The organism is Bradyrhizobium sp. USDA 4369 (assembly GCF_054056435.1).
The window spans coordinates 4,264,291-4,284,247 of record NZ_JBSRYH010000001.1 but is presented as its reverse complement, the minus strand read 5'-3'; the positions used below and the strand labels follow the sequence as shown (position 1 = coordinate 4,284,247).

At 65.4% G+C, this 19,957-nt stretch carries 12 protein-coding genes and 1 pseudogene; 5 read left to right on the top strand and 8 right to left on the bottom strand.

Features of this window, described 5'->3' with window-relative positions; translation table 11 throughout:
• Positions 1 to 2 precede the first annotated feature (2 nt).
• The 3 genes and pseudogenes from glgX to treY all read left to right on the top strand — a co-directional run bounded on the left by glgX (position 3) and on the right by treY (position 6,655).
• Positions 3 to 2,078, top strand: a complete 2,076-nt coding sequence (gene glgX, locus ACVIJ6_RS19265) for a glycogen debranching protein GlgX (protein ID WP_456773972.1) — start codon at positions 3 to 5, stop codon at positions 2,076 to 2,078.
• The gene (gene treZ, locus ACVIJ6_RS19260; protein ID WP_456773971.1) at positions 2,075 to 3,844 is read left to right on the top strand and encodes a malto-oligosyltrehalose trehalohydrolase; all 1,770 of its coding nucleotides are present in this window, start codon (positions 2,075 to 2,077) and stop codon (positions 3,842 to 3,844) included. The genes glgX and treZ overlap by 4 nt, the downstream gene beginning before the upstream one ends.
• A gap of 2 nt (positions 3,845 to 3,846) precedes the next feature.
• A pseudogene (gene treY, locus ACVIJ6_RS19255) lies at positions 3,847 to 6,655 on the top strand (malto-oligosyltrehalose synthase).
• On the opposite strand, the gene ACVIJ6_RS19250 reads toward treY, so the two are convergent.
• Positions 6,656 to 6,967, bottom strand: coding sequence for a polyhydroxyalkanoic acid system family protein (locus tag ACVIJ6_RS19250; protein ID WP_456773970.1), 312 nt, complete (start codon positions 6,965 to 6,967; stop codon positions 6,656 to 6,658).
• A gap of 171 nt (positions 6,968 to 7,138) precedes the next feature.
• Between ACVIJ6_RS19250 and ACVIJ6_RS19245 the strand changes: the two genes are divergently transcribed.
• Positions 7,139 to 7,303, top strand: a complete 165-nt coding sequence (locus ACVIJ6_RS19245) for a DUF3309 family protein (RefSeq protein ID WP_456773969.1) — start codon at positions 7,139 to 7,141, stop codon at positions 7,301 to 7,303.
• 76 nt (positions 7,304 to 7,379) lie between these two features.
• Here ACVIJ6_RS19245 and ligD read toward each other — a convergent pair whose 3' ends face one another.
• Positions 7,380 to 10,067, bottom strand: coding sequence for a DNA ligase D (ligD, locus tag ACVIJ6_RS19240; RefSeq protein WP_456773968.1), 2,688 nt, complete (start codon positions 10,065 to 10,067; stop codon positions 7,380 to 7,382).
• Between the two features lie 185 nt (positions 10,068 to 10,252).
• Between ligD and ku the strand changes: the two genes are divergently transcribed.
• Positions 10,253 to 11,131: a non-homologous end joining protein Ku gene (gene ku / locus ACVIJ6_RS19235; RefSeq protein ID WP_456773967.1), complete on the top strand. Its 879-nt coding sequence runs from the start codon at positions 10,253 to 10,255 to the stop codon at positions 11,129 to 11,131.
• Between the two features lie 403 nt (positions 11,132 to 11,534).
• On the opposite strand, the gene ACVIJ6_RS19230 is transcribed toward ku, so the two are convergent.
• The 6 genes from ACVIJ6_RS19230 to kdpA form a co-directional block, all read right to left on the bottom strand.
• The gene (locus ACVIJ6_RS19230) at positions 11,535 to 11,849 is read right to left on the bottom strand and encodes a DUF6496 domain-containing protein (protein ID WP_456773966.1); all 315 of its coding nucleotides are present in this window, start codon (positions 11,847 to 11,849) and stop codon (positions 11,535 to 11,537) included.
• Between the two features lie 84 nt (positions 11,850 to 11,933).
• The gene (locus tag ACVIJ6_RS19225) at positions 11,934 to 12,623 is read right to left on the bottom strand and encodes a response regulator (protein WP_456773965.1); all 690 of its coding nucleotides are present in this window, start codon (positions 12,621 to 12,623) and stop codon (positions 11,934 to 11,936) included.
• Positions 12,620 to 15,337, bottom strand: a complete 2,718-nt coding sequence (locus ACVIJ6_RS19220) for a DUF4118 domain-containing protein (RefSeq protein WP_456773964.1) — start codon at positions 15,335 to 15,337, stop codon at positions 12,620 to 12,622. Before ACVIJ6_RS19220 ends, ACVIJ6_RS19225 begins: the two co-directional genes overlap by 4 nt.
• A gap of 53 nt (positions 15,338 to 15,390) precedes the next feature.
• Positions 15,391 to 15,996, bottom strand: coding sequence for a K(+)-transporting ATPase subunit C (locus ACVIJ6_RS19215; protein ID WP_456773963.1), 606 nt, complete (start codon positions 15,994 to 15,996; stop codon positions 15,391 to 15,393).
• A 115-nt stretch (positions 15,997 to 16,111) separates the two neighbouring features.
• Positions 16,112 to 18,229 carry a potassium-transporting ATPase subunit KdpB gene (gene kdpB, locus ACVIJ6_RS19210; protein WP_456773962.1) on the bottom strand — a complete coding sequence of 706 codons (2,118 nt, stop codon included), beginning with the start codon at positions 18,227 to 18,229 and terminating at the stop codon, positions 16,112 to 16,114.
• 16 nt (positions 18,230 to 18,245) lie between these two features.
• Positions 18,246 to 19,949: a potassium-transporting ATPase subunit KdpA gene (gene kdpA, locus ACVIJ6_RS19205; RefSeq protein ID WP_172237588.1), complete on the bottom strand. Its 1,704-nt coding sequence runs from the start codon at positions 19,947 to 19,949 to the stop codon at positions 18,246 to 18,248.
• Between the last annotated feature and the right edge of the window lie 8 nt (positions 19,950 to 19,957).

Here is a 19,957-nt window from a genome sequence, read left to right as displayed (position 1 = left end):
CGATGCGCCTGTCGGCCGGAAGTCACGCCCGTCTCGGTGCCACCTGGGACGGACGGGGGACGAATTTTGCGCTGTTCTCCGCCAATGCCGAGAAGGTCGAGCTGTGCCTGTTCGATAGCCAGGGCCGGCGCGAGATCGAGCGCATCGAGCTGCCGGAGCGCACCGAGGATGTCTGGCACGGCTATCTCCACGATGTCTCGCCCGGGCAGCTTTACGGCTACCGGGTCTACGGCCCCTACGAGCCGGAACGCGGCCACCGCTTCAATGCCAACAAGCTGCTGCTCGACCCCTATGCAAAGCGGCTTGCCGGCCGGCTGGTCTGGAGCGACGCGCATTTCGCCTATCGCGCCGGCTCGCCGCGCGAGGATCTCTCCTTCGACCGCCGCGACAATGCGCGCGGCATGCCCAAGGCCGTCGTCATCGACGAGACCTTCAATTGGGGCCGCCGCGAGATGCGCCCGCAGATCCCGTGGGAGGACACGATCATCTACGAGGCCCACGTCAAGGGCCTGACCAACCGACGCGACGACGTGCCGCCGAATCTGCGCGGCACGTTCGGCGGCCTGTCGGCGCCGGCGATGATCAAGCACCTGAAGCGGCTCGGCGTCACGACGATCGAGCTGTTGCCGATCCACGCCTTCATCGACGACCGCATGCTGGTCGAGAAGAAGCTCGTCAACTACTGGGGCTACAATACGATCTCGTTCTTTGCGCCGGAGCAGCGCTACGCGCAGGACAATCCGCTCGATGCCTTCAGAACGACGGTCGCGCGTCTGCATGACGCGGGCATCGAGGTCATGCTCGACGTCGTCTACAACCACACCGCCGAGGGCAATCACCTCGGCCCGACGCTGTGCTATCGCGGCATCGACAACGCGTCGTATTATTGGCTGCAGCCCGACAATCCGCGCTTCTACGACGATTTCACCGGTTGCGGCTCCTCGGTGAACCTGACGCATCCGCGCGTGCTGCAGATGGTGATGGATTCGCTGCGCTACTGGGTCGAGGTCTGCCACGTCGACGGCTTCCGCTTCGATCTCGCAACCACCCTCGCGCGCGAGAAGCACGGTTTCGATCGCCGCAGCGGCTTCCTCACCGCAATCCGGCAGGACCCGGTGCTCGCCGGCGTGAAGCTGGTGGCCGAGCCCTGGGACGTCGGCCTCGGCGGCTATCAGGTCGGCGCGTTCCCGTCGCAATGGTCGGAATGGAATGACCGCTATCGCAGCGCCATGCGCCGCTATTGGAGCGGCGAAGGCAGCCTGATCGGCGAGGTCTCGAGCCGGATGACCGGGTCGTCGGATATCTTCAATCATGACGGCCGCACCCAGCGCGCCAGCGTCAATCACGTCACCGTCCATGACGGTTTCACGCTTGCGGATCTGTTCAGCTACAACAGCAAGCACAACGAGGCGAATGGCGAGGACAATCGCGACGGCTCCAACGACAACCACAGCAACAATTGCGGTCATGAGGGGCCGAGCAGCGATCCCGCCATCAATGCGCTGCGCCGGCAGTTGCGCAAAAACCAGCTTGCCTGTCTGTTCCTCGCGCAGGGTTTGCCGCTGCTGCTCGCCGGCGACGAGGTCGGCAATTCGCAGAGCGGCAACAACAACGCCTATTGCCAGGATAACGAGGTCGGCTGGGTCGACTGGAGCGGCATCGGTCGCGAGGGCGACGACCTCACCGACTTCATCGCCCACATGACCGAACTGCGCCGTCGCTTCGGCCAGATCCGTGCGCGCCGCTGGCTCGACGGTCGTCGCGCGGACGGCAGTTTCGGCGTGCTGTGGCTGACGCCCTCGGCGGAGGAGATGACGCAAACCGACTGGACCTTTCCCGACGGACGATTTCTCGCCTATGTGCTCGCGCCCGTGGAACAGGAGCAGGCTCCGATCTTTATCGTTCTGAACGCCGCCCCCGAAGAGATCGGATTCAAATTGCCTAAGCTCGCCGAATACAAGACGTGGCAACAGGTCCTCGACACCACCGAGATCCAGCCGAAATCGGCCGACTTCGCGGCTGGTGCTGATCTCAAGGCACCGCCGCGCTCCGTCCTTGCCTATGCAGGCGTGTCATGAGTGGGCGTCAATTCGGACCGCGGCTGTCCGAGCATGGCACCAGTTTCCAACTGTGGGCGCCGGCGGCCAGGCGCGTCGACCTGGTGCTCGATGACGGCAGGCGCGAGATGCAACGCCGCGATGGCGGCTGGTACGCACTTGATGCTCCGGGCATTGGGGCAGGCACCCGCTACAAGTTCCGCATCGACGACGAGCTCGACGTGCCCGATCCCGGCTCGGATTTTCAGCCCGAGGACGTCTCGGGTCCGAGCGAGGTGATCGACCACGGCGCCTACGTCTGGCGCGCCAAGGACTGGCGCGGCCGGCCATGGCAGGATGCGGTGTTCCTCGAAAGCCATGTCGGCACCTTTACCGAAGAAGGCACCTATCGCGCGATGATCGACAAGCTCGATCATCTCGTCGAGACCGGCATCACCGCACTGGAACTGATGCCGCTCGCGGACTTCGCCGGGCGCCGCAACTGGGGCTATGACGGCGTTCTGCTCTACGCGCCGGACAGCGTCTATGGCCGCCCCGACGATCTGCGCGCGCTGATCGACGAGGCGCATCTGCGCGGGCTGATGGTGTTCCTCGACGTCGTCTACAATCACTTCGGACCGGAAGGAAACTACATCGGCCATTACGCGCCGACCTTCTTCACCGATACGCATACGCCGTGGGGGAGCGCGATCGACTATCGGCGGCCCGAAGTGCGCGCCTTCGCGATCGAGAATGCGCTGCATTGGCTGACCGATTATCGCTTCGACGGGCTGCGCTTCGACGCCGTTAACCATATCCTCTCCAACGAGGGTGAGATCCCGATGCTCCACGAGCTCAGCGCCGCCGTCGGCAGGCTCGTCGAGCAGACCGGGCGGCACATCCATCTCGTGCTGGAAAATGGCGACAACCGCGCCAGCATGCTCGACGCGGCGGAAGAGCCGCCGCGTGGAAGATTCCGCGCGCAGTGGAACGACGACTATCATCACGTCTGGCACGTCATGCTGACGGGCGAGACCGCAGGCTATTACGGCGACTACCAGGACAACCCGCGTGGCGGTCTTGCACGCGCGCTCGCCTCCGGCTTTGTCTATCAGGGCGAGCAGGCGGCCTTCTGGGGCGGCATCCGGCGGGGTGAACCAAGCGGTCATCTTGCCCCCGGCGCCTTCGTGAACTTCCTGCAGAACCATGACCAGATCGGCAACCGCGTGTTCGGCGACCGGCTCGAAGCGCTGGCGCCGCCCGAAGGCATTGCCGCGGCCCTTGCCGTGACACTGCTCGCGCCGACCGTGCCGATGCTGTACATGGGCGAGGAATGGGGCTCGAAGCGACCCTTCCCGTTCTTCTGCGATTTACAGGGCGATCTGGCGCATGCCGTGCGCAAGGGACGCCGCAAGGAGTATGAGTGGGCCTACGCCAAATATGGCGATGAGGTCCCCGACCCGCTGGACATCGAGACGTTCAGATCTGCGATCATCGACTGGGATGCGCGCAATGAACCGCCCGGCCGCGAGCGGCTGGCGCTGGTGCGCGACCTCCTCGCCGTGCGGCACAGAGAGGTGGCGCCGCTTCTGCCTGGTGCGACCTTCGGCACAGCCGACGTGACCGATGAGAGTCGCCTGACCGCGCATTGGACGATGGGTGATGGCAGCCGCCTGCGACTGCTTGCCAATGTGTCCGACAAGGAGATCGCCGGACCATCCAACGACGTCAGCGGCACCCCGATCTGGGGCGGCACGCCCGGCGATCGCCTGCCGCCCTGGTCCGTGTTCTGGAGCATCGGAGGATAATCATGCCTCCGGCGATTCCGCTCGCAACCTACCGCCTGCAGCTCACCGCCGATTTCAATTTCGAGGCGGCGGCCCGCGTGGTGCCCTATCTCAAGGCGCTCGGCATCAGCCATGTCTACGCCTCGCCCTTCATGAAGGCGCGCAAGGGCTCGACGCACGGCTATGACATCACCGATCATTCCAAGCTCAATCCCGAGCTCGGCGGCGAGGAGGGCTTTGCGAAACTGAGCGCCGCCCTGAAGGCGAACGATCTCGGACTGATCCTCGATTTCGTGCCGAACCATGTCGGCGTGCATTTCGACGACAATCCGTGGTGGCTCGACGTGCTTGAATGGGGCCAAGCATCGCCACATGCCGCCTCCTTCGACATCGACTGGGACCAGCTACCCTACCGCGCGCGCGGCGGCGTGCTGCTGCCGATCATCGGCACCTCCTATGGCCACGCGCTCGAGCACGGCGACATCGCGCTGCGCTACGATCCCGGCGAAGGCTCGTTCTCCTGCTGGTACTTCGAGCATCGGCTGCCGATCGCGCCTGAACGCTACGGCGAGATGCTACGCATCATCATCAAGGAGGCCGGCGAGGAGAGCAGCGAGGCCGGCAAGGCGATCCTGGAGCTGGTCTCGCGCTATCCGGGCCTGCGTCATCCCAATCGCAAGGAAGCGCCAGGCTTCAAGGCGGCGCTCAAGGCCATTCCGGGCGCTGCCGACATCATCGCCCGTGGGCTGTCCGCCTACAAGGCCGGCGAGGGCCGGCCGACCCAGACGCAGGCCTTGCACAATCTGCTCGAGCGGCAGCATTACAAGCTGGGGCACTGGCGGCTGGCGTCGAGCGACATCAACTATCGCCGCTTCTTCGACGTCAACACGCTGGCAGGCCTGCGCGTCGAAGACCCAGGAACGTTCGAGGCCATCCATCGGCTGGTCAAGAGACTGATCGCCGATGGCCAGTTGCAGGGGCTGCGGCTCGACCACATCGACGGCCTGCGCGATCCCGCGCAATATTTCCAACGCCTGCGCCGTCTCATTCGTGATGCCCGCGGGCCCGCCGCAGGGCCGTTCTACGTCGTGATCGAGAAGATCCTCTGCGAACACGAGAAGCTGCCGGGCTTCGCCGGCGTGCATGGCACCACCGGATATGAGTGGATGAATGTCATCACCCAGCTCTTGATCGATGAGAACGGTCTGGAGCCGCTGGACGAGATCTGGCGCCAGATCAGCAACAAGCCGCCGAAGCTCGCGCCTGTGATCAAGAAAGCGAAGCGGCGCGTCCTCGAGGCCCTGCTGACCAGCGAATTCATCGTGTTGACGCGGCTGCTCGCGCGTATCGCCAATGGCCATTACTCGACGCGCGACTATTCGGAAGACAGCCTGCGCCAGGCGCTCAAACTCTACGTGCTACACTTCCCGGTCTACCGCACCTATCTCACCGGCGCCGGACCGACGGAGGCTGACCGCAAGCTGATCGATCACGCCATCGCCGGCGCCCGCGCCGAATGGTTCGCCTCCGACGGCTCGATCTTCGACTTCCTGCGCGACGCGCTGACGATGGATCTCATCAAGCGCGACCGCCACACCACCCACAGCGTTCCCCGCGTCCGCCGCTTCGCCCTGAAGGTTCAGCAATTCACCGGGCCGATGATGGCCAAATCGCTGGAGGACACCGGCTTCTATCGGTTCCACCGGCTGGTCGCGCTCAACGAGGTCGGCGGCGATCCGGCAGCCCATGCGCTGTCGATCGGCGATTTTCACGCGCTCATGCGGCAGCGCGCCAAGCATTGGCCGCACGGCATGACCGCCTCCGCCACCCACGACACCAAGCGCGGCGAGGATGCCCGCACGCGTCTTGCAGCGCTCACGGAGCTGCCCAATGACTGGACCTCCGCCGGTGGCACGCTGGAAGACGATCAACGCGCCGAACGTGGTGACAGAAGGCCATATGCGCGCGCCGTCGGCGGCGTTCGAATATATGCTCTATCAGACCCTCGTCGGCATCTGGCCGGCGACAGGCTCGGATGACAGCCTGCCCGAACGTCTCCAGGCCTACGCGCTCAAAGCGGCGCGGGAAGGCAAGGAGGAAACCAGCTGGCTCAATCCGAACGAGGCTTATGAGAACGGCCTGCGCAGCTTCATCGAACGCATGCTCGATCGCGAGCGCTCGGCCGAGTTCCTGCAGGCGCTGGAGACTCTGGCCAAGCGGGTCGCGCTGCTGGGCGCGCTGAACTCGCTGACGCAGCTCACGCTCAAGGCCACCTTGCCCGGCGTGCCCGATTTCTACCAGGGCACCGAGTTCTGGGACCTCTCGATGGTCGACCCGGACAACCGCCGCCCGGTCGATTTCGCCGCGCGCGAGCAGGCGCTGCGCGACAGCGAGACTCCCGACTGGACCGATCTCATCGCGCACTGGCCGGACGGCCGCATCAAGCTGGCCTGGACGCGACAACTGCTCCGGCTGCGCAACGAAGCGTCCGTCGTATTCACCGAAGGCGTGTATGAACCGCTGGAGGTGACCGGCCGTCATGCCGAGCACATCGTCGCCTTCGCGCGCCGCCGTGGCCGCGATGCGGCCATCGTGATCGTCGCGCGGGCATTCGCACCGTTCACCGACAGCGGCCGGGTGTGGCCCCACGCCGATGCGTTCGATGCAGCGGTCAAGGTTCCCGGCTACGCTGCGCCGCACATTCAAGGCGGCATACTCCCCGTCGCCTCAGTCTTCACCCACCTTCCGGCCGTGTTGATTAAAGCGCGCGCCGACGGGTCCCCCGATCAAGCAGCCAAGCGCGCTGTGGCCGCCGTCGCAGCGCAGAACTGATCAGCTCTTCTTGGTCAGCAACAGCTGGCCGCGGCTGCGGATCGCGGATTGCGCCGCCTCGGCGAAGCGCTGCAGCAGCCAGGGCAACGTGACTTCGACGCGGACGTGATCCTCGGCGACATCGACATGGCCCGACGCCGCCTGCCCGAGCGCACGCACGCGAAACAGCATCTTGTCGCCGTCCCAGCGCTCCTCGTCGACGCTTAGGACCGGAAGGCTGCTCGCGGCGCGGCGCAGTCCAGACTGCAACCGGCGCACGGCCTCGTCCTTGCCGAGGCGATGCGGAATGGAAACAACAAGCGGTCTTGACATCGCGATCTCCTGACCAACAGCCCTCAGCATGTAGTCATCGGCCGCGACGGTCGCAAAGCCACATTCCCTATTTTACCTGATCCACGTCCGGAACTTTCGAAGTTCCGACCAGTTTGCTCGGCGAAGGCAGAGTGACGCACCGCCCCGCTGCCGGGCTCTGGAGGGAAGTACATGTCTATCGGAACGATCATCCTCATCATTCTCGTCATCGCGCTGCTCGGCGGCTTTTCCGGCATCGGGGGCGGACCGTTCTACGGCACCGGCTATTATGGCGGCGGCGGTCTCGGCCTGATCCTCGTCATCGTGCTGATCCTGGTCCTGCTCGGACGGATCTGATTCACCTGCGATAATTCCGGGCGGGCAGATGTGGCGCAGATCTGCCCGTTTTATCTCGAAACGCGGCCAGTTCGGCTCAGAGTTCGCTCGTGAGCTTCTTGATCGCCGGCCTGAGCGCGCTTGCGGCTTCGTCGTAACCATCCCAAGCCTTGGTCTTGGCCATCAGCGCCGGCACGGTGCGAACCGTGTAGCGCTTCGGATCGAGCCCGTTCTTGACCTGTGCCCAGGTCAGCGGCATCGAGACGGTCGCACCATCCCGCGCCCGCGGCGACAGCACCGCGACCGCGGTCGACATCCGGTCGTTGCGGAGATAGTCGAGGAAGATCTTTCCCTTGCGCAGCTTCTTCGACATGTTGAGCAGAAACTGCTCGGGGCTGTCATTCGCCATCCATTGGCACACGCCTTGTGCAAACGCCTTCGCCTCCGGCCACGTCACCCTGTCGCGCGCGCCATGGCGCAGCGGCGCCACGACGTGCAGACCCTTGCCGCCTGTGGTCTTGCAGAAGCTGTCCAGGCCGAGGCTCGCAAGCCGCTGCCGCATCTCCTTGGCGGCCGCGATCACCTCCTCGAATGCCACATTCGGCGCCGGATCGAGATCGAAGACCAGGCGGCCCGGAACGTCATACGCGTCCGGCGCGCAGTTCCATGGATGCAGCTCGACGGCTGCGACCTGGGCCACGGCAATCAATCCCTCGACGCGATCGATCTGCAGATAGGGCTTGCGATCGCCTGAGACTTTGACGAGTTCGAGCAGGTCGGACATGCCCTGCATGCCGTGCCGCTGGAAGAATGTCTCGCCAGCGATGCCGTCGGGCGCGCGAACAATCGAGCACGGCCGTCCCTTCAGATGCACGATCATCCAGTCGCCGACCGCTGCGAGATAGTTGGCCAGATCGAGCTTGGTCACCGGCTCGCCATCGCCGGCATCCGCCCACAGCGCCTTGTCGGGCCTGGAGATCGCGACGCCCATGACGGTGGCCGCCCCCTTGGTCGGCGACGGCGTCTTGTGCACAATGGCACCACCGGTCGCGACCGTGGCCGCTGCCCGCGCCACCGGCCTCGTCACTTTCCTGGCGACGACCGGCTGCTCCGCGACGACCTCGTGCGCGGGCTTGTCCTGGCGCAGCCCCTTGAACGAGGCCTGCCTGACATTGCCGTCACCGGTGAAACCTGCGAACTCGATCTCGGCGACCAGCTCGGGCTTCACCCAGTGCACCTCGCGCGCCTTGCGGGGCGCGTTCTTGCCGCCGAACGGGCTCTTGTCGGCCGCGGCCGCCTGCAGCGCCGGCATGATCCCCTTCACCGTGTCCTGGCCGAAGCCGGTGCCGACGATGCCGACATAAGCGAGATGATCGTCCTTGTTGACGCCGACCATCAGCGAACGGAATTTGCCGTTGGTGGTCTTCCAGCCGCCAATGACGACCTCGTGGCCGGGCCGGGTCTTAGCCTTGGTCCAGCTCTCGGTGCGCCCGGAGTGATAGGCGGATTCCAGCTTCTTCGAGACGATACCTTCGAGCTTCAGCTTGCGCGCGGACTCCAGTACGGCCTCGCCGTCGCTCTCGAAATGCTCGACGTAGCGGATGCGCGGCGCCTTGCCTTTGATGTTGTCCTTCAGCAGCCTCGCGAGCCGCGCCTTGCGCTCGCGCAGGGGCTGGCGACGCAGATCGAACTCGTCAGCAAAAATCAGGTCGAAGGCAAAGAAGATCAGCTCATCAGTCTGGCCCGCAGAGATCGCCGCCTGCAGCGCCGCGAAATTCGGATTGCCGTCCCGGTCGAGCGCGACGATCTCGCCATCGATGATCGCATCCGGCAGTCTGCCGGCCTCCTGGGCAATGGCGCCGAACTTGGCGGTCCAGTCCAGGCCCTTGCGCGTCTTGAGCGTGGCCTTGCCGTCCACGACCCTGATCTGTACGCGGTAACCGTCGAACTTGATCTCATGCGCCCAGCCCTCGCCGCTCGGCGGCTGCGCCACGGAGGTGCAGAGTTCGGGCGGGACGAAGTCCGGCAGCGATGCCACGGTCCGTAGCGCGGCCTGTTTCGGCTGAACGGCCGCCTTCGCCGGTTTGGATTTCCGCGCCGGCTTCCGCGCGGGCGAGGCCTTGCTGCCGCTGCGGTCGGAGTGCCACACCGCGTCGGCATTCATGCGCTTCGCTTTGCCGAGCATGAAGGGCTTGGGCGCCTTACCCGTACCGGCCGCAATCTGTTCCATCGTGCGGCCCGACGCCACTGACTTGGCGGCACTCAAGATATCGTTGGCCGCGCCCTCCCGGGCGAACTCGTCGCGATGCTTGATCAGGAGCCAGTTGGTGCGCTTGCCGCCGGTGCGATCATTGCGCATCCGCACCAGCACCCAGCTGCCATGCAGCTTCTCGCCGTCTAGGGTGAATTTCAGATCCCCCTTCTCGAAGCCGCGCTCGGGATCCTCGCTGTCCCAATAGCCGCGGTCCCACAGCATGACGGTGCCGCCGCCATATTCGCCTTCCGGAATCGTGCCTTCGAAATCGCCATAGTCGAGCGGATGGTCCTCGACCTCGACCGCGAGCCGCTTGTCGTGTGGATCGAGCGACGGCCCCTTGGTCACGGCCCATGACTTGAACACACCGCCGAATTCGAGCCTGAGATCGTAATGCAGCCGCGTCGCATCATGCTTCTGTATGACGAAACGCGGCCGCGCGGCGGGGGCCACCTTGGCGTCGCCCGACGGCTCCGCGGTCTTGTCGAAATCGCGCTTCTTGCGATAAATGGAGAGCTTCTTGAGCGCCACGATGATCCCTCGCGTTGAGCGGTAGCGTAGCAAAGCTGGCGAGATCGTGGAACCGGCCGATCCGCATGAGATAACACCGGACAAAGTTCCGCGTTCCCGGCCGCGAGAAGCCCAAGGCTCACGGCCGGAACTCCCACAGACTCTCCGCCGTTGCAACATTGTCCTCAGTGTTCACGAAGACCCGGATGGCCCCCCGCGCCTATTGGAAAGGCTCGCTCAGACTTTCGCTCGTCAGCTGCCCCGTCGTGCTCTATCCGGCGTCGACCTCCGTGGAGAAGACGCGCTTCCACCTGATCAATCGCGAGACCGGCAACCGGCTGAAGCAGCAGATGATCGATGCCGAGACCGGCGACATCGTCGAGGGCGAGCAGAAGGGCCGCGGCTACGAACTGGCCAAGGGCCAGTATGTCGAGATCGAGCCGGAGGAACTGGAGGCCGTCCAGATCGAGAGCAACCACACGATCGACATCGACAGCTTCGTGCCCCGCGACGAGATCGACCAGCGCTATCTCAACCATCCCTATTACATCGCGCCCGACGGCAAGGCGGCGATCGACGCTTTTGCGGTGATCCGCGACGCGATGAAGGATCAGGACCGCGTCGCCTTGGCGCGCATCGTACTGACCAACCGCGAGCACGTCATCGCCATCGAGCCGATGGGCAAAGGCATGCTCGGCACCACGCTGCGTTTTCCCTACGAGCTGCGCGACGAGGCCGAGTTCTTCGACAACATCAAGTCGCCGAAGATCACCAAGGACATGGTCGAGCTGGCCAGCCACATCCTGCAGACCAAGGCGGCGCATTTCGACCCGTCGGCGTTCAAGGACCAGTACGAGACAGCGCTGAAGGCGCTTGTCAAGCGCAAGGCCGCCGGCAAGCCGATCAAGCTGCCGGCGCCGGCGGAGAAGTCCGGCAACGTCGTCAGCCTGATGGATGCGTTGAAGCAGAGCCTGGGCAAGGGTGAGAAGAAGTCGTCACGCGCACCGTCGCGGCGGCCGGGCCCGCATCGGCGTCCTGCGAAGAAGGCACACCGCTCGGCGGCGCGGCAGAGGAAGGCGGGGTGACGAGGCTGACGAAGGCCGTAGCCCGAATGAGCGCAGCGATATCCAGGGTCTCACGAACTGTACCGGTGATCCCGGATATCGCTGCGCTCATCCGGCCACGCGACGGAGCCCCACGCGGGCAGATCGGGGCCTCATGGTTCGAGACGCGCCGCCTTGGGCCCCTTTGCCTTGGTTTGCACGGGAGCTCGGCGCTCCTCACCATGAGGGTCTGAGTTCTCGCTGCGACCTCACCTCATCTCACATGGGGTCCTGCAGCAGACCCTCGGACCCTCTCCATGAAGACGCTCGTCCTGGTCATATGTAGCTCCGGTTTCGGAGCTGGACCCTCTTGGTGAGGAGCGCCGCGCTCATGACCCAATCCAGCGAACCGTGGGGGGGCGTCTCGAACCATGAGGCCCCGGTGTCAGCCCTTCTTCGATGATTTCTTCTTCGTCGTCTTCCTGCTGGTCTTCTTCGCGGTCTTCTTGCTCGACGTCTTCGACGCCTTCTTGGCTGACTTTATCGAAGACTTTTTCGCCGCCGACCGCGCGCTCTTCTTCGGCGGCACCTTCTTGCCTTCGCGGCGCGCTTCCGACAGGCCGATGGCGATGGCCTGCTTGCGGCTCCTGACCTTGCGGCTCGAGGCGCCGCTCTTCAACGTACCGGCCTTGCGCTTCTTCATCGCGCGCTCGACGTCGCGGGATGCACCCTTGGAATATTTGCGTGCTGTTCGTGCCATGATGATGGTCTCCTTGTGACAGCACAGCAATCAACACAAGCGACGAAGGTTCCGATGTCGCGGAACAGCCGACATGAAGAGTTGCTAATCCGGCGCGCGCAGGCGATAGCCGATGCCGGTCTCGGTCAGCACGAAGTGCGGCCGCTCGGGGTCGGCCTCGATCTTCTGCCGAAGCTGACGGACGTAGACGCGCAGATATTGCGCATCGGTGAGCTCGTCCCACAATTCCTTCAGCAGGAAACGATGCGTCAGCACCTTGCCGGCGTGCTGCACCAGCACGCGCAGCAGATCGTATTCTTTCGGCGACAGCTTGATCTCGCGCCCGCCGACCTTGACGATGCGGCGCACGAGATCGACCGAGAGATCACCCGTGCGAAACGCCGGGCGCTCGCCCTGCACCTGCAATTGATGCCGCAACGCCGCGCGCAGCCGCGCCAGCAGCTCCTCCATGCCGAACGGCTTGGTGATGTAGTCGTCGGCGCCGAGATCCAGCGCCTTCACCTTGCCGGCCTCGTCGCCGCGGCTCGACAGCACCACGATCGGAATGCTGTCGTTGCACGACCGGATGATGCGCAGGAGTTCGTGGCCGTCAATGTCGGGCAGGCCGAGATCGAGGATGATCAAAGCCGGCCCCTCGGCGAGCTTTTCGAGCGCCACCTTGCCGCTCGGCGCCTCCAGGATCTCGTAGCCCTGCGTCGCCAGTCCCATCCGCAAGAGCTTGCGGATCGGCGGCTCGTCGTCGATGGCCAGCACCTTGATCGGAGCGCCTGTCATGCGGCGGTATCCAGCGGTTTGGCCTGCGCCGGCACCGGCAGGCGGATGGTGAGGATGGCGCCGCGCCGATCGGTGCGGTTGCCGGCGAAGATGCGGCCATGCATCGCTTCGATGAAGCCACGCGAGATCGCAAGCCCGAGTCCGGTCCCGGGGCGCACCTGGTCGCCCTTCTGCACCCGGTAGAACTTGTCGAACACATGCTCGATCTCGGCGGCCGGAATGCCGTCGCCTTCGTCACGGACGTCCAGCACGACCCAGTTGGCATCGCGCGCCGCGCGGATCGCAATCGACGTGTCGGCAGGCGCATATTTGGCGGCATTGTCGAGCAGATTGAACAGGACCTGCTCGAACAGCACGGCATCGACCTCGACCATCGGCAGATCTGCGGCCAGCTCGAGCGACACCTGGTGGCCGGCAAGGATCTTGCTCGCGCGCCGCAGCGCGCTGCCGGCGATTTCGCTGAGATCGTGCAGCGCGGTGTTCGGCTTGATCGCGCCGGATTCGAGCTTGGTCATGTCGAGCAGATTGGCGATGAAGCGGTTGAGCCGCTCGGATTCATCGATCACGGTCGCGAGCAGATCGAGCTTCTCCCGGTCCGTCAGCCGTGTCGCGAGATCGCGCATCGTCGAGGCGGCGCCGAGCACGGAGGCGAGCGGCGTCTTCAGATCATGGGAGATCGACGTCAGCAGCGCCGAGCGCAGCCGGTCCTGCTCCATCGTGCGCTTGACCTTGTCCATGTCCTCGACCAGCAGCACGCGCTCGATCGCGAGTGCGCCCTGGTCGACCAGCGCGTCGAGCAGCCGACGCTGATCGGGCGTCAGCAGCGGGCCGGTGCGGTCGTCATCGATGCCGATGACGCCGATCGAACCGCGCCCGGTGCGCATCGGCAGAAACAGGCGCTTGGCGCCGGGCAGCGTGTCCGAACCGCGGCCGGCGACGCGGTCGTTGCTCCAGGCCCAGCTGGCCGCGGCGAGGTCGGCGTCGTCGAGCTGATCCTCAGGCGGATAGCCGGCCATCACGGTGAGCTTGCCGTTCTGCGGCAGCAGCAGCACGACCCGGACCTTCAGCATCAAAGCCGCCTGATAGGCAGTCGCCCACAACACGTCGTCGAGCGTCGCCGTGCCTGCCAGCTTGCGGCTGAACGCGTAGAGCTGTTCGGTGGTGCGGATGCGCTGGGTCGCCGTGTCAGCCTGCACGCGCACCCGGGCTGCGACGTTGGACACCAGGAGCGCGATCAACATGAAGAAGAAGAACGCCGCCACGTTGGTCGGATCGGTGATCGTGAACGTATAGAGCGGCGGCAGAAAGAAGAAATTATAGCACAGCGAGGCGACGACGCTCGCCAGCAGCGACGGCCACAGGCCGTAGCGCGCGGCGACGCCGACCACCGCGGTCAGGAAGACGAGGTCGACATTCTCGATGCCGAAGAACGGCTGGATCAGCTCGGCGAGGCCGAGGCCAGCTGCCGTGATCAGCAACGCCATCACATAGGGCTTTGGCCGCATCGGCTCGCTGCGGGCGCGCATCTGGACGGACGGGCTCGCGGGCTCGGTCGACTCCTCGCCGGGAATGACGTGAATACTGATGTTGCCGGCACGCCGCACCAGATCATGCACCACCGATCCCCTGATGATCTCGAACAGGCGAGAGCGCTGGGACTTGCCGATGACGATCTGGGTGACGTTGTTGGCCTGCGCGAAGCCGATGAGATCGTCGGCAATGCGGCGTCCGACGCCGGGGATCGTCAGCGCCTCGCCGCCCAGCGTCTCGGCCAGCCGCAGCGTGTCGGCGAGGCGATCGCGCTCCTTGTCCGAGAGCTGGAGGTTGCGACGCGTCTCGATCGTGACCGCGGTCCACGGCGCATGGACGCGATCGGCAAGCCGCTTGGTGTAGCGGACCAGGCCGGCGGCACGCGGATCCTCGGAAACGCAGACGAGGATCCGCTCGCCCGCCGCCCATGGTCCGGCGATGGCGTTCGCCTGCATATGGGTGAGCAGCTGCTCGTCGACCCGCTCGGCGGTGCGGCGCAGCGCCAGCTCGCGCAACGCGGTCAGATTGCCGGGCGAGAAATAATGTTCCAGCGCGCGCTCGGCCTGTTTGGGCACATAGACCTTGCCCTCCTTCAGCCGCTGGATCAGATCGTCGGGCGTGAGATCGATCAACTCGATCGCATCGGCACGGTCCAGGATCGAATCCGGCACGGTCTCACGCACCCGCACATGGGTGATCTGCGCGACGACGTCGTTGAGGCTCTCGATGTGCTGGACGTTGACGGCGGTGTAGACGTCGATGCCGTGCGACAGCAGTTCCTCGACATCGAGATAGCGCTTCGGATGCCGGCTGCCGGCCGCGTTGGTGTGGGCCAGCTCGTCGACGATGGCGAGCTTCGGCCGCCGCGCTATCACGGCGTCCAGGTCCATCTCCTCGATGACCTGGTCCCTGTAGACGATGCGCTTGCGCGGTATCACTTCGAGGCCACGCACCAGCGCCTCGGTCTCGGCGCGGCCATGCGTCTCGACAAAGCCGATGACGACGTCGATGCCGGCCTTCAGCTTGGCATGCGCGCTCGACAGCATCTCATAGGTCTTGCCGACGCCGGGGGCGGCGCCGACGAAAATCTTGAGCTTGCCGGCAGGACTGTCCTCCCGCCGGGCTGCTTCGAGCAGGGCTTCCGGCGAGGGACGTTGGTCAGGATCGCGGCGTTGACTGGCCATGCGGCATTATAAGCGGAGAGACCTCGGCGCCAAGGCCGAGGCCCACGCGGACCTCATTGCAGCTTGGCAGCATCCAGCGCCAGATTGAGCGCAAGCACGTTAACGCGGGGTTCGCCAAGCAGCCCCAGCAGCCGCCCCTTGACCTGCTGCGCGACCAGGGTCCGGATGCTGGCCTCCGGCACACCGCGGGCCTTGGCCACCCGCGGCACCTGGAACAGCGCCGCCTCCGGCGAGATGTCCGGATCGAGCCCGCTGGCCGAGGTCGTCACCAAGTCGACCGGCACCGGCTGCGCCGGGTTCTCCGCCTTGAGCTTGTCGACGTCCTCCTTCAGGCGGTCGGCTAGCGCCTTGCTGGTCGGTCCAAGGTTCGAGCCCGACGAGTTGGCCGCGTTGTAGGGGGCCGGCACTGTCTTGGTCGAGTCGTTGGGGTCGGCCGCCGTCGTCGCCGACAGCCGGCCGTGGAAATATTTATCGTCCTTGAATTCCTGGCCGATCAGCGCCGAGCCGATCACCTGGCCATTGCGCGTGATCAGGCTGCCTTCGGCCTGAGCCGGAAAGATGGTGCCCGCGACGACGGTCATGGCGAGCGGATAGAGCAGCCCGGTGATCAAGGTCAGCGCAAGCATGACGAGAATGGCGGGACGGATTTCTTTGAGCATGGGAGGTCTCCTGTATCTCTTCCGTCATTGCGAGGAGCGAAGCGACGAAGCAATCCAGGCTGCGTGCGGGACTCTGGATTGCTTCGCTTCGCTCGCAATGACGGCAGTTGGGGTGTCAAGCCAGGTGCAAGGCGGTCACGATCAGGTCGATCGCCTTGATGCCGATGAACGGGATGATGATGCCGCCGAGGCCGTAGATCAGCAGGTTGCGGCCGAGCAGCGCGCCGGCGCCGATGGCGCGGTAGGCGACGCCCTTCAGCGCCAGCGGGATCAGCGCGATGATGATCAGCGCGTTGAAGATGATCGCCGACAGGATCGCGCTCTGGGGGCTGGCGAGATTCATGACGTTCAGCACGTTAAGCTGCGGGTAGAACGCCAGGAACATCGCCGGGATGATCGCGAAGTACTTGGCGACGTCGTTGGCGATCGAGAACGTCGTCAGCGCGCCGCGCGTCATCAACAGCTGCTTGCCGATCTCGACCACCTCGATCAGCTTGGTCGGGTTGGAGTCGAGGTCGACCATGTTGCCGGCCTCGCGGGCGGCCTGCGTGCCGGTGTTCATGGCGACGCCGACATCGGCCTGCGCTAGCGCCGGCGCGTCGTTGGTGCCGTCGCCGCACATCGCCACCAGCTTGCCCTTGGCCTGCTCGTCGCGGATCAGCCGGAGCTTGTCCTCGGGGGTCGCCTGCGCCAGGAAGTCGTCGACGCCGGCTTCGGCCGCGATCGCCGCCGCGGTCATCGGATTGTCGCCAGTGATCATGATGGTGCGTATGCCCATGCGGCGCAATTCGGCGAAGCGCTCGCGGATGCCGCCCTTGACTATGTCCTTGAGCTGGATGACGCCGAGCAGGCGGCCATCCCTGGCCACGGCCAGCGGCGTGCCGCCGGACTTGGCGATCTCGTCGGCGATCGCTCTGGTCTCGCGGGCGAGCTCGCTTTCCATGGGCTGGATCGCGCGCATCGTGTTGCCGGACGCGACCTGCGTCGTGCCGCCGCTGATGTAGGCCAGGATCGCGTCGACTGCGCCCTTGCGCACCGACGAGCCGCCGGCATCGACGCCGCTCATGCGGGTCTGCGCCGTGAACGGCACGAAGGTGGCGCCGAGCTCGGCCATGTCGCGGCCGCGGATGCCGTATTTCTCCTTGGCCAGCACCACGATCGAACGGCCCTCCGGCGTCTCGTCGGCGAGCGAGGCGAGCTGCGCCGCATCGGCAAGCTCCTGCTCGCTGACGCCGCGGACCGGCCGGAATGCGGTGGCCTGGCGGTTGCCGAGCGTGATGGTGCCGGTCTTATCGAGCAGCAGGGTGTCGACGTCACCGGCGGCCTCAACGGCGCGGCCGGACATCGCCAGCACGTTGAAGCGCACCAGGCGGTCCATGCCGGCGATGCCGATCGCCGAGAGCAGCGCGCCGATCGTGGTCGGGATCAGGGTCACGAACAGCGCCACCAGCACCACCACCGAGATCGAGCCGCCGGCATAGGCCGCGTAGCTCGGGATCGTCACCGTCGCGAACACGAAGATGATGGTGAGGCCGGCGAGCAGGATGTTCAGCGCGATCTCGTTCGGCGTCTTCTGCCGCTCGGCACCCTCGACCAGCTTGATCATGCGGTCGATGAAGGTCGAGCCTTGCGCGGCAGTGATGCGCACGCGGATCCAGTCCGACAGCACCTGGGTGCCGCCGGTCACCGCCGAGCGGTCGCCGCCGGATTCGCGGATCACCGGCGCGGACTCGCCGGTGATGGCCGCCTCATTGACCGAGGCGACGCCTTCGATCACCTCGCCGTCGGAGGGGATCGTGTCGCCGGCCTCGACCAACACGATGTCGCCGACCTTCAGGCTGGTGCCCGCAACGAGCCGGTAGGTGTGATCCGCAGGGCTCGTGCCGGTCAGCAGCTTGGCCTGGCTCTCGGTGCGGGTCTTGCGCAGCGAATCCGCCTGCGCCTTGCCGCGGCCTTCGGCGACAGCCTCGGCGAAATTGGCGAACAGCACGGTGAACCACAGCCAGAGAATGATCTGGAAGGTGAAGCCGAGATTCGCGCCGCCGGTCACCACATCCCGCAGAAAGATGATGGTGGTGAGCGCGGCGACGATTTCGACCACGAACATCACGGGGTTCTTGATCATCAGCCGCGGATCGAGCTTGACGAAAGCGGCCTTGATGGCAGGCAGCACGATCTTCGCATCGAGCATCGTCGACATCGACGAGCGCTTCTGCAGTTTGACGGTTTCCATGGAGATTGCTCCGAGATCAGAACACGGTGCCGGCGGTCATCGCGAGATGCTCGACGATCGGACCCAAGGCGAGTGCGGGGAAGAAGGTGAGGCCGCCGATGATCAGGATGACGCCGACGACGAGGCCGACGAACAGTCCGCCGGTGGTCGGCAGGGTGCCGGCCGAGGGCGGGATCGACTTCTTCTCGGCGAGCGAGCCGGCGATCGCCATCGCCGGGATGATCATGAAGAAGCGGCCGACGAACATCGAGCTGGCGAGCGTCAGGTTGTAGAAGAAGGTGTTCCCGGTGAGGCCGCCGAACGCCGAGCCGTTGTTGGCGGTCGCCGAGGTGAAGGCGTAGAGCACCTCGGTGAAGCCATGCGGGCCGGCATTGGCCATCGAGGCGACGGCCGACGGCAGCACGACGGCGACCGCGGTCCAGCCGAGATACATCAGAGGCAGCACCAGGATCGCCAGCATCGCCATCTTGACCTCGCGGGCCTCGATCTTCTTGCCGACATATTCCGGCGTGCGCCCGACCATCAGCCCGGCGACGAAGATCGCGAGCACGACGAACAGCAGCATGCCGTAGAGGCCGGCGCCGACGCCGCCGATGATGATCTCGCCGAGCTGCATGTTGATCAGCGGGATCATGCCGCCGAGCGCAGTGAAGCTGTCATGCATGGCATTGACGGCGCCGCAGGACGCGGCCGTGGTGATCACGGCGAACAGTGCGGACGCGACGATGCCGAAGCGGACCTCCTTGCCCTCCATGTTGCCGCCGGTCAGGCCGAGCGCGTTCAGCACATCGGTGCCGCTCGCTTCCGCCCAATAGGTGACGGCGACGCCGGCGATGAACAGCACGCCCATCACCGCGAGGATCGCCCAGCCCTGGCGCTGATTGCCGACCATGCGACCGAACACGTTGGTCAGTGCAGCGCCGAGCGCGAAGATCGAGATCATCTGGATGAAGTTCGACAGCGCGGTCGGGTTCTCGAACGGATGCGCGGCATTGGCGTTGAAGAAGCCGCCGCCATTGGTACCGAGCATCTTGATCGCGACCTGCGAGGCGACCGGGCCGACCGCGATGGTCTGCTTGGCGCCTTCGAGCGTCGTCGCCTCGACATAGGGCCCGAGCGTCTGCGGGATGCCCTGCCAAACCAGGACCAGCGTATAGACGATGCACAGCGGCAGCAGGATGTAGAGCGTGCACCTGACCACATCGACCCAGAAATTGCCGACGGTGCGCGCCGACGCGCGGGCGAAGCCGCGGATCAGCGCGATCGCCAGCACGATGCCGGTCGCGGCCGACAGGAAGTTCTGGTGCGTCAGGCCGAGCATCTGCACGAGATAGGAGAGCGTGCTCTCGCCGCCGTAGTTCTGCCAGTTGGTGTTGGTCAGGAAGCTGATCGCTGTGTTGAACGACAGGTCCTCCGCGACGGCGGATTGGCCGGCCGGATTAAACGGCAGCACGGCCTGCAGCCGCATCACGGCGTAGATGACGAGGAAGCCGCCGACATGGAACAGCAGCATCGCCACCGTATAGGTCAGCCAATGCTGCTCACGCCGCTCATCGACACCGCCGATCCAGTAGATCGAGGTTTCGAGCGGCCGCAACACTGGCGAGAGAAAGGTGCGCTCGCCATTGAAGACGCGCGTCATGTACCAGCCGAGCGGCTTGGCGAGCGCGACGACGACGGCGCAATAAAGCAGGATCTGGATCCAGCCGATCACGGTCATGGGAATTG

Excerpts from the sequence above, each read along its gene's own strand:
- glgX (WP_456773972.1), top strand. The coding sequence starts at position 3 with ATGCGCCTGTCGGCCGGAAGTCACGCCCGTCTCGGTGCCACCTGGGAC.
- treZ (WP_456773971.1), top strand. The coding sequence starts at position 2,075 with ATGAGTGGGCGTCAATTCGGACCGCGGCTGTCCGAGCATGGCACCAGT.
- ACVIJ6_RS19250 (WP_456773970.1), bottom strand. The coding sequence starts at position 6,967 with ATGTCAAGACCGCTTGTTGTTTCCATTCCGCATCGCCTCGGCAAGGAC.
- ACVIJ6_RS19245 (WP_456773969.1), top strand. The coding sequence starts at position 7,139 with ATGTCTATCGGAACGATCATCCTCATCATTCTCGTCATCGCGCTGCTC.
- ku (WP_456773967.1), top strand. The coding sequence starts at position 10,253 with ATGGCCCCCCGCGCCTATTGGAAAGGCTCGCTCAGACTTTCGCTCGTC.
- ACVIJ6_RS19230 (WP_456773966.1), bottom strand. The coding sequence starts at position 11,849 with ATGGCACGAACAGCACGCAAATATTCCAAGGGTGCATCCCGCGACGTC.
- ACVIJ6_RS19225 (WP_456773965.1), bottom strand. The coding sequence starts at position 12,623 with ATGACAGGCGCTCCGATCAAGGTGCTGGCCATCGACGACGAGCCGCCG.
- ACVIJ6_RS19220 (WP_456773964.1), bottom strand. The coding sequence starts at position 15,337 with ATGGCCAGTCAACGCCGCGATCCTGACCAACGTCCCTCGCCGGAAGCC.
- ACVIJ6_RS19215 (WP_456773963.1), bottom strand. The coding sequence starts at position 15,996 with ATGCTCAAAGAAATCCGTCCCGCCATTCTCGTCATGCTTGCGCTGACC.
- kdpB (WP_456773962.1), bottom strand. The coding sequence starts at position 18,229 with ATGGAAACCGTCAAACTGCAGAAGCGCTCGTCGATGTCGACGATGCTC.
- kdpA (WP_172237588.1), bottom strand. The coding sequence starts at position 19,949 with ATGACCGTGATCGGCTGGATCCAGATCCTGCTTTATTGCGCCGTCGTC.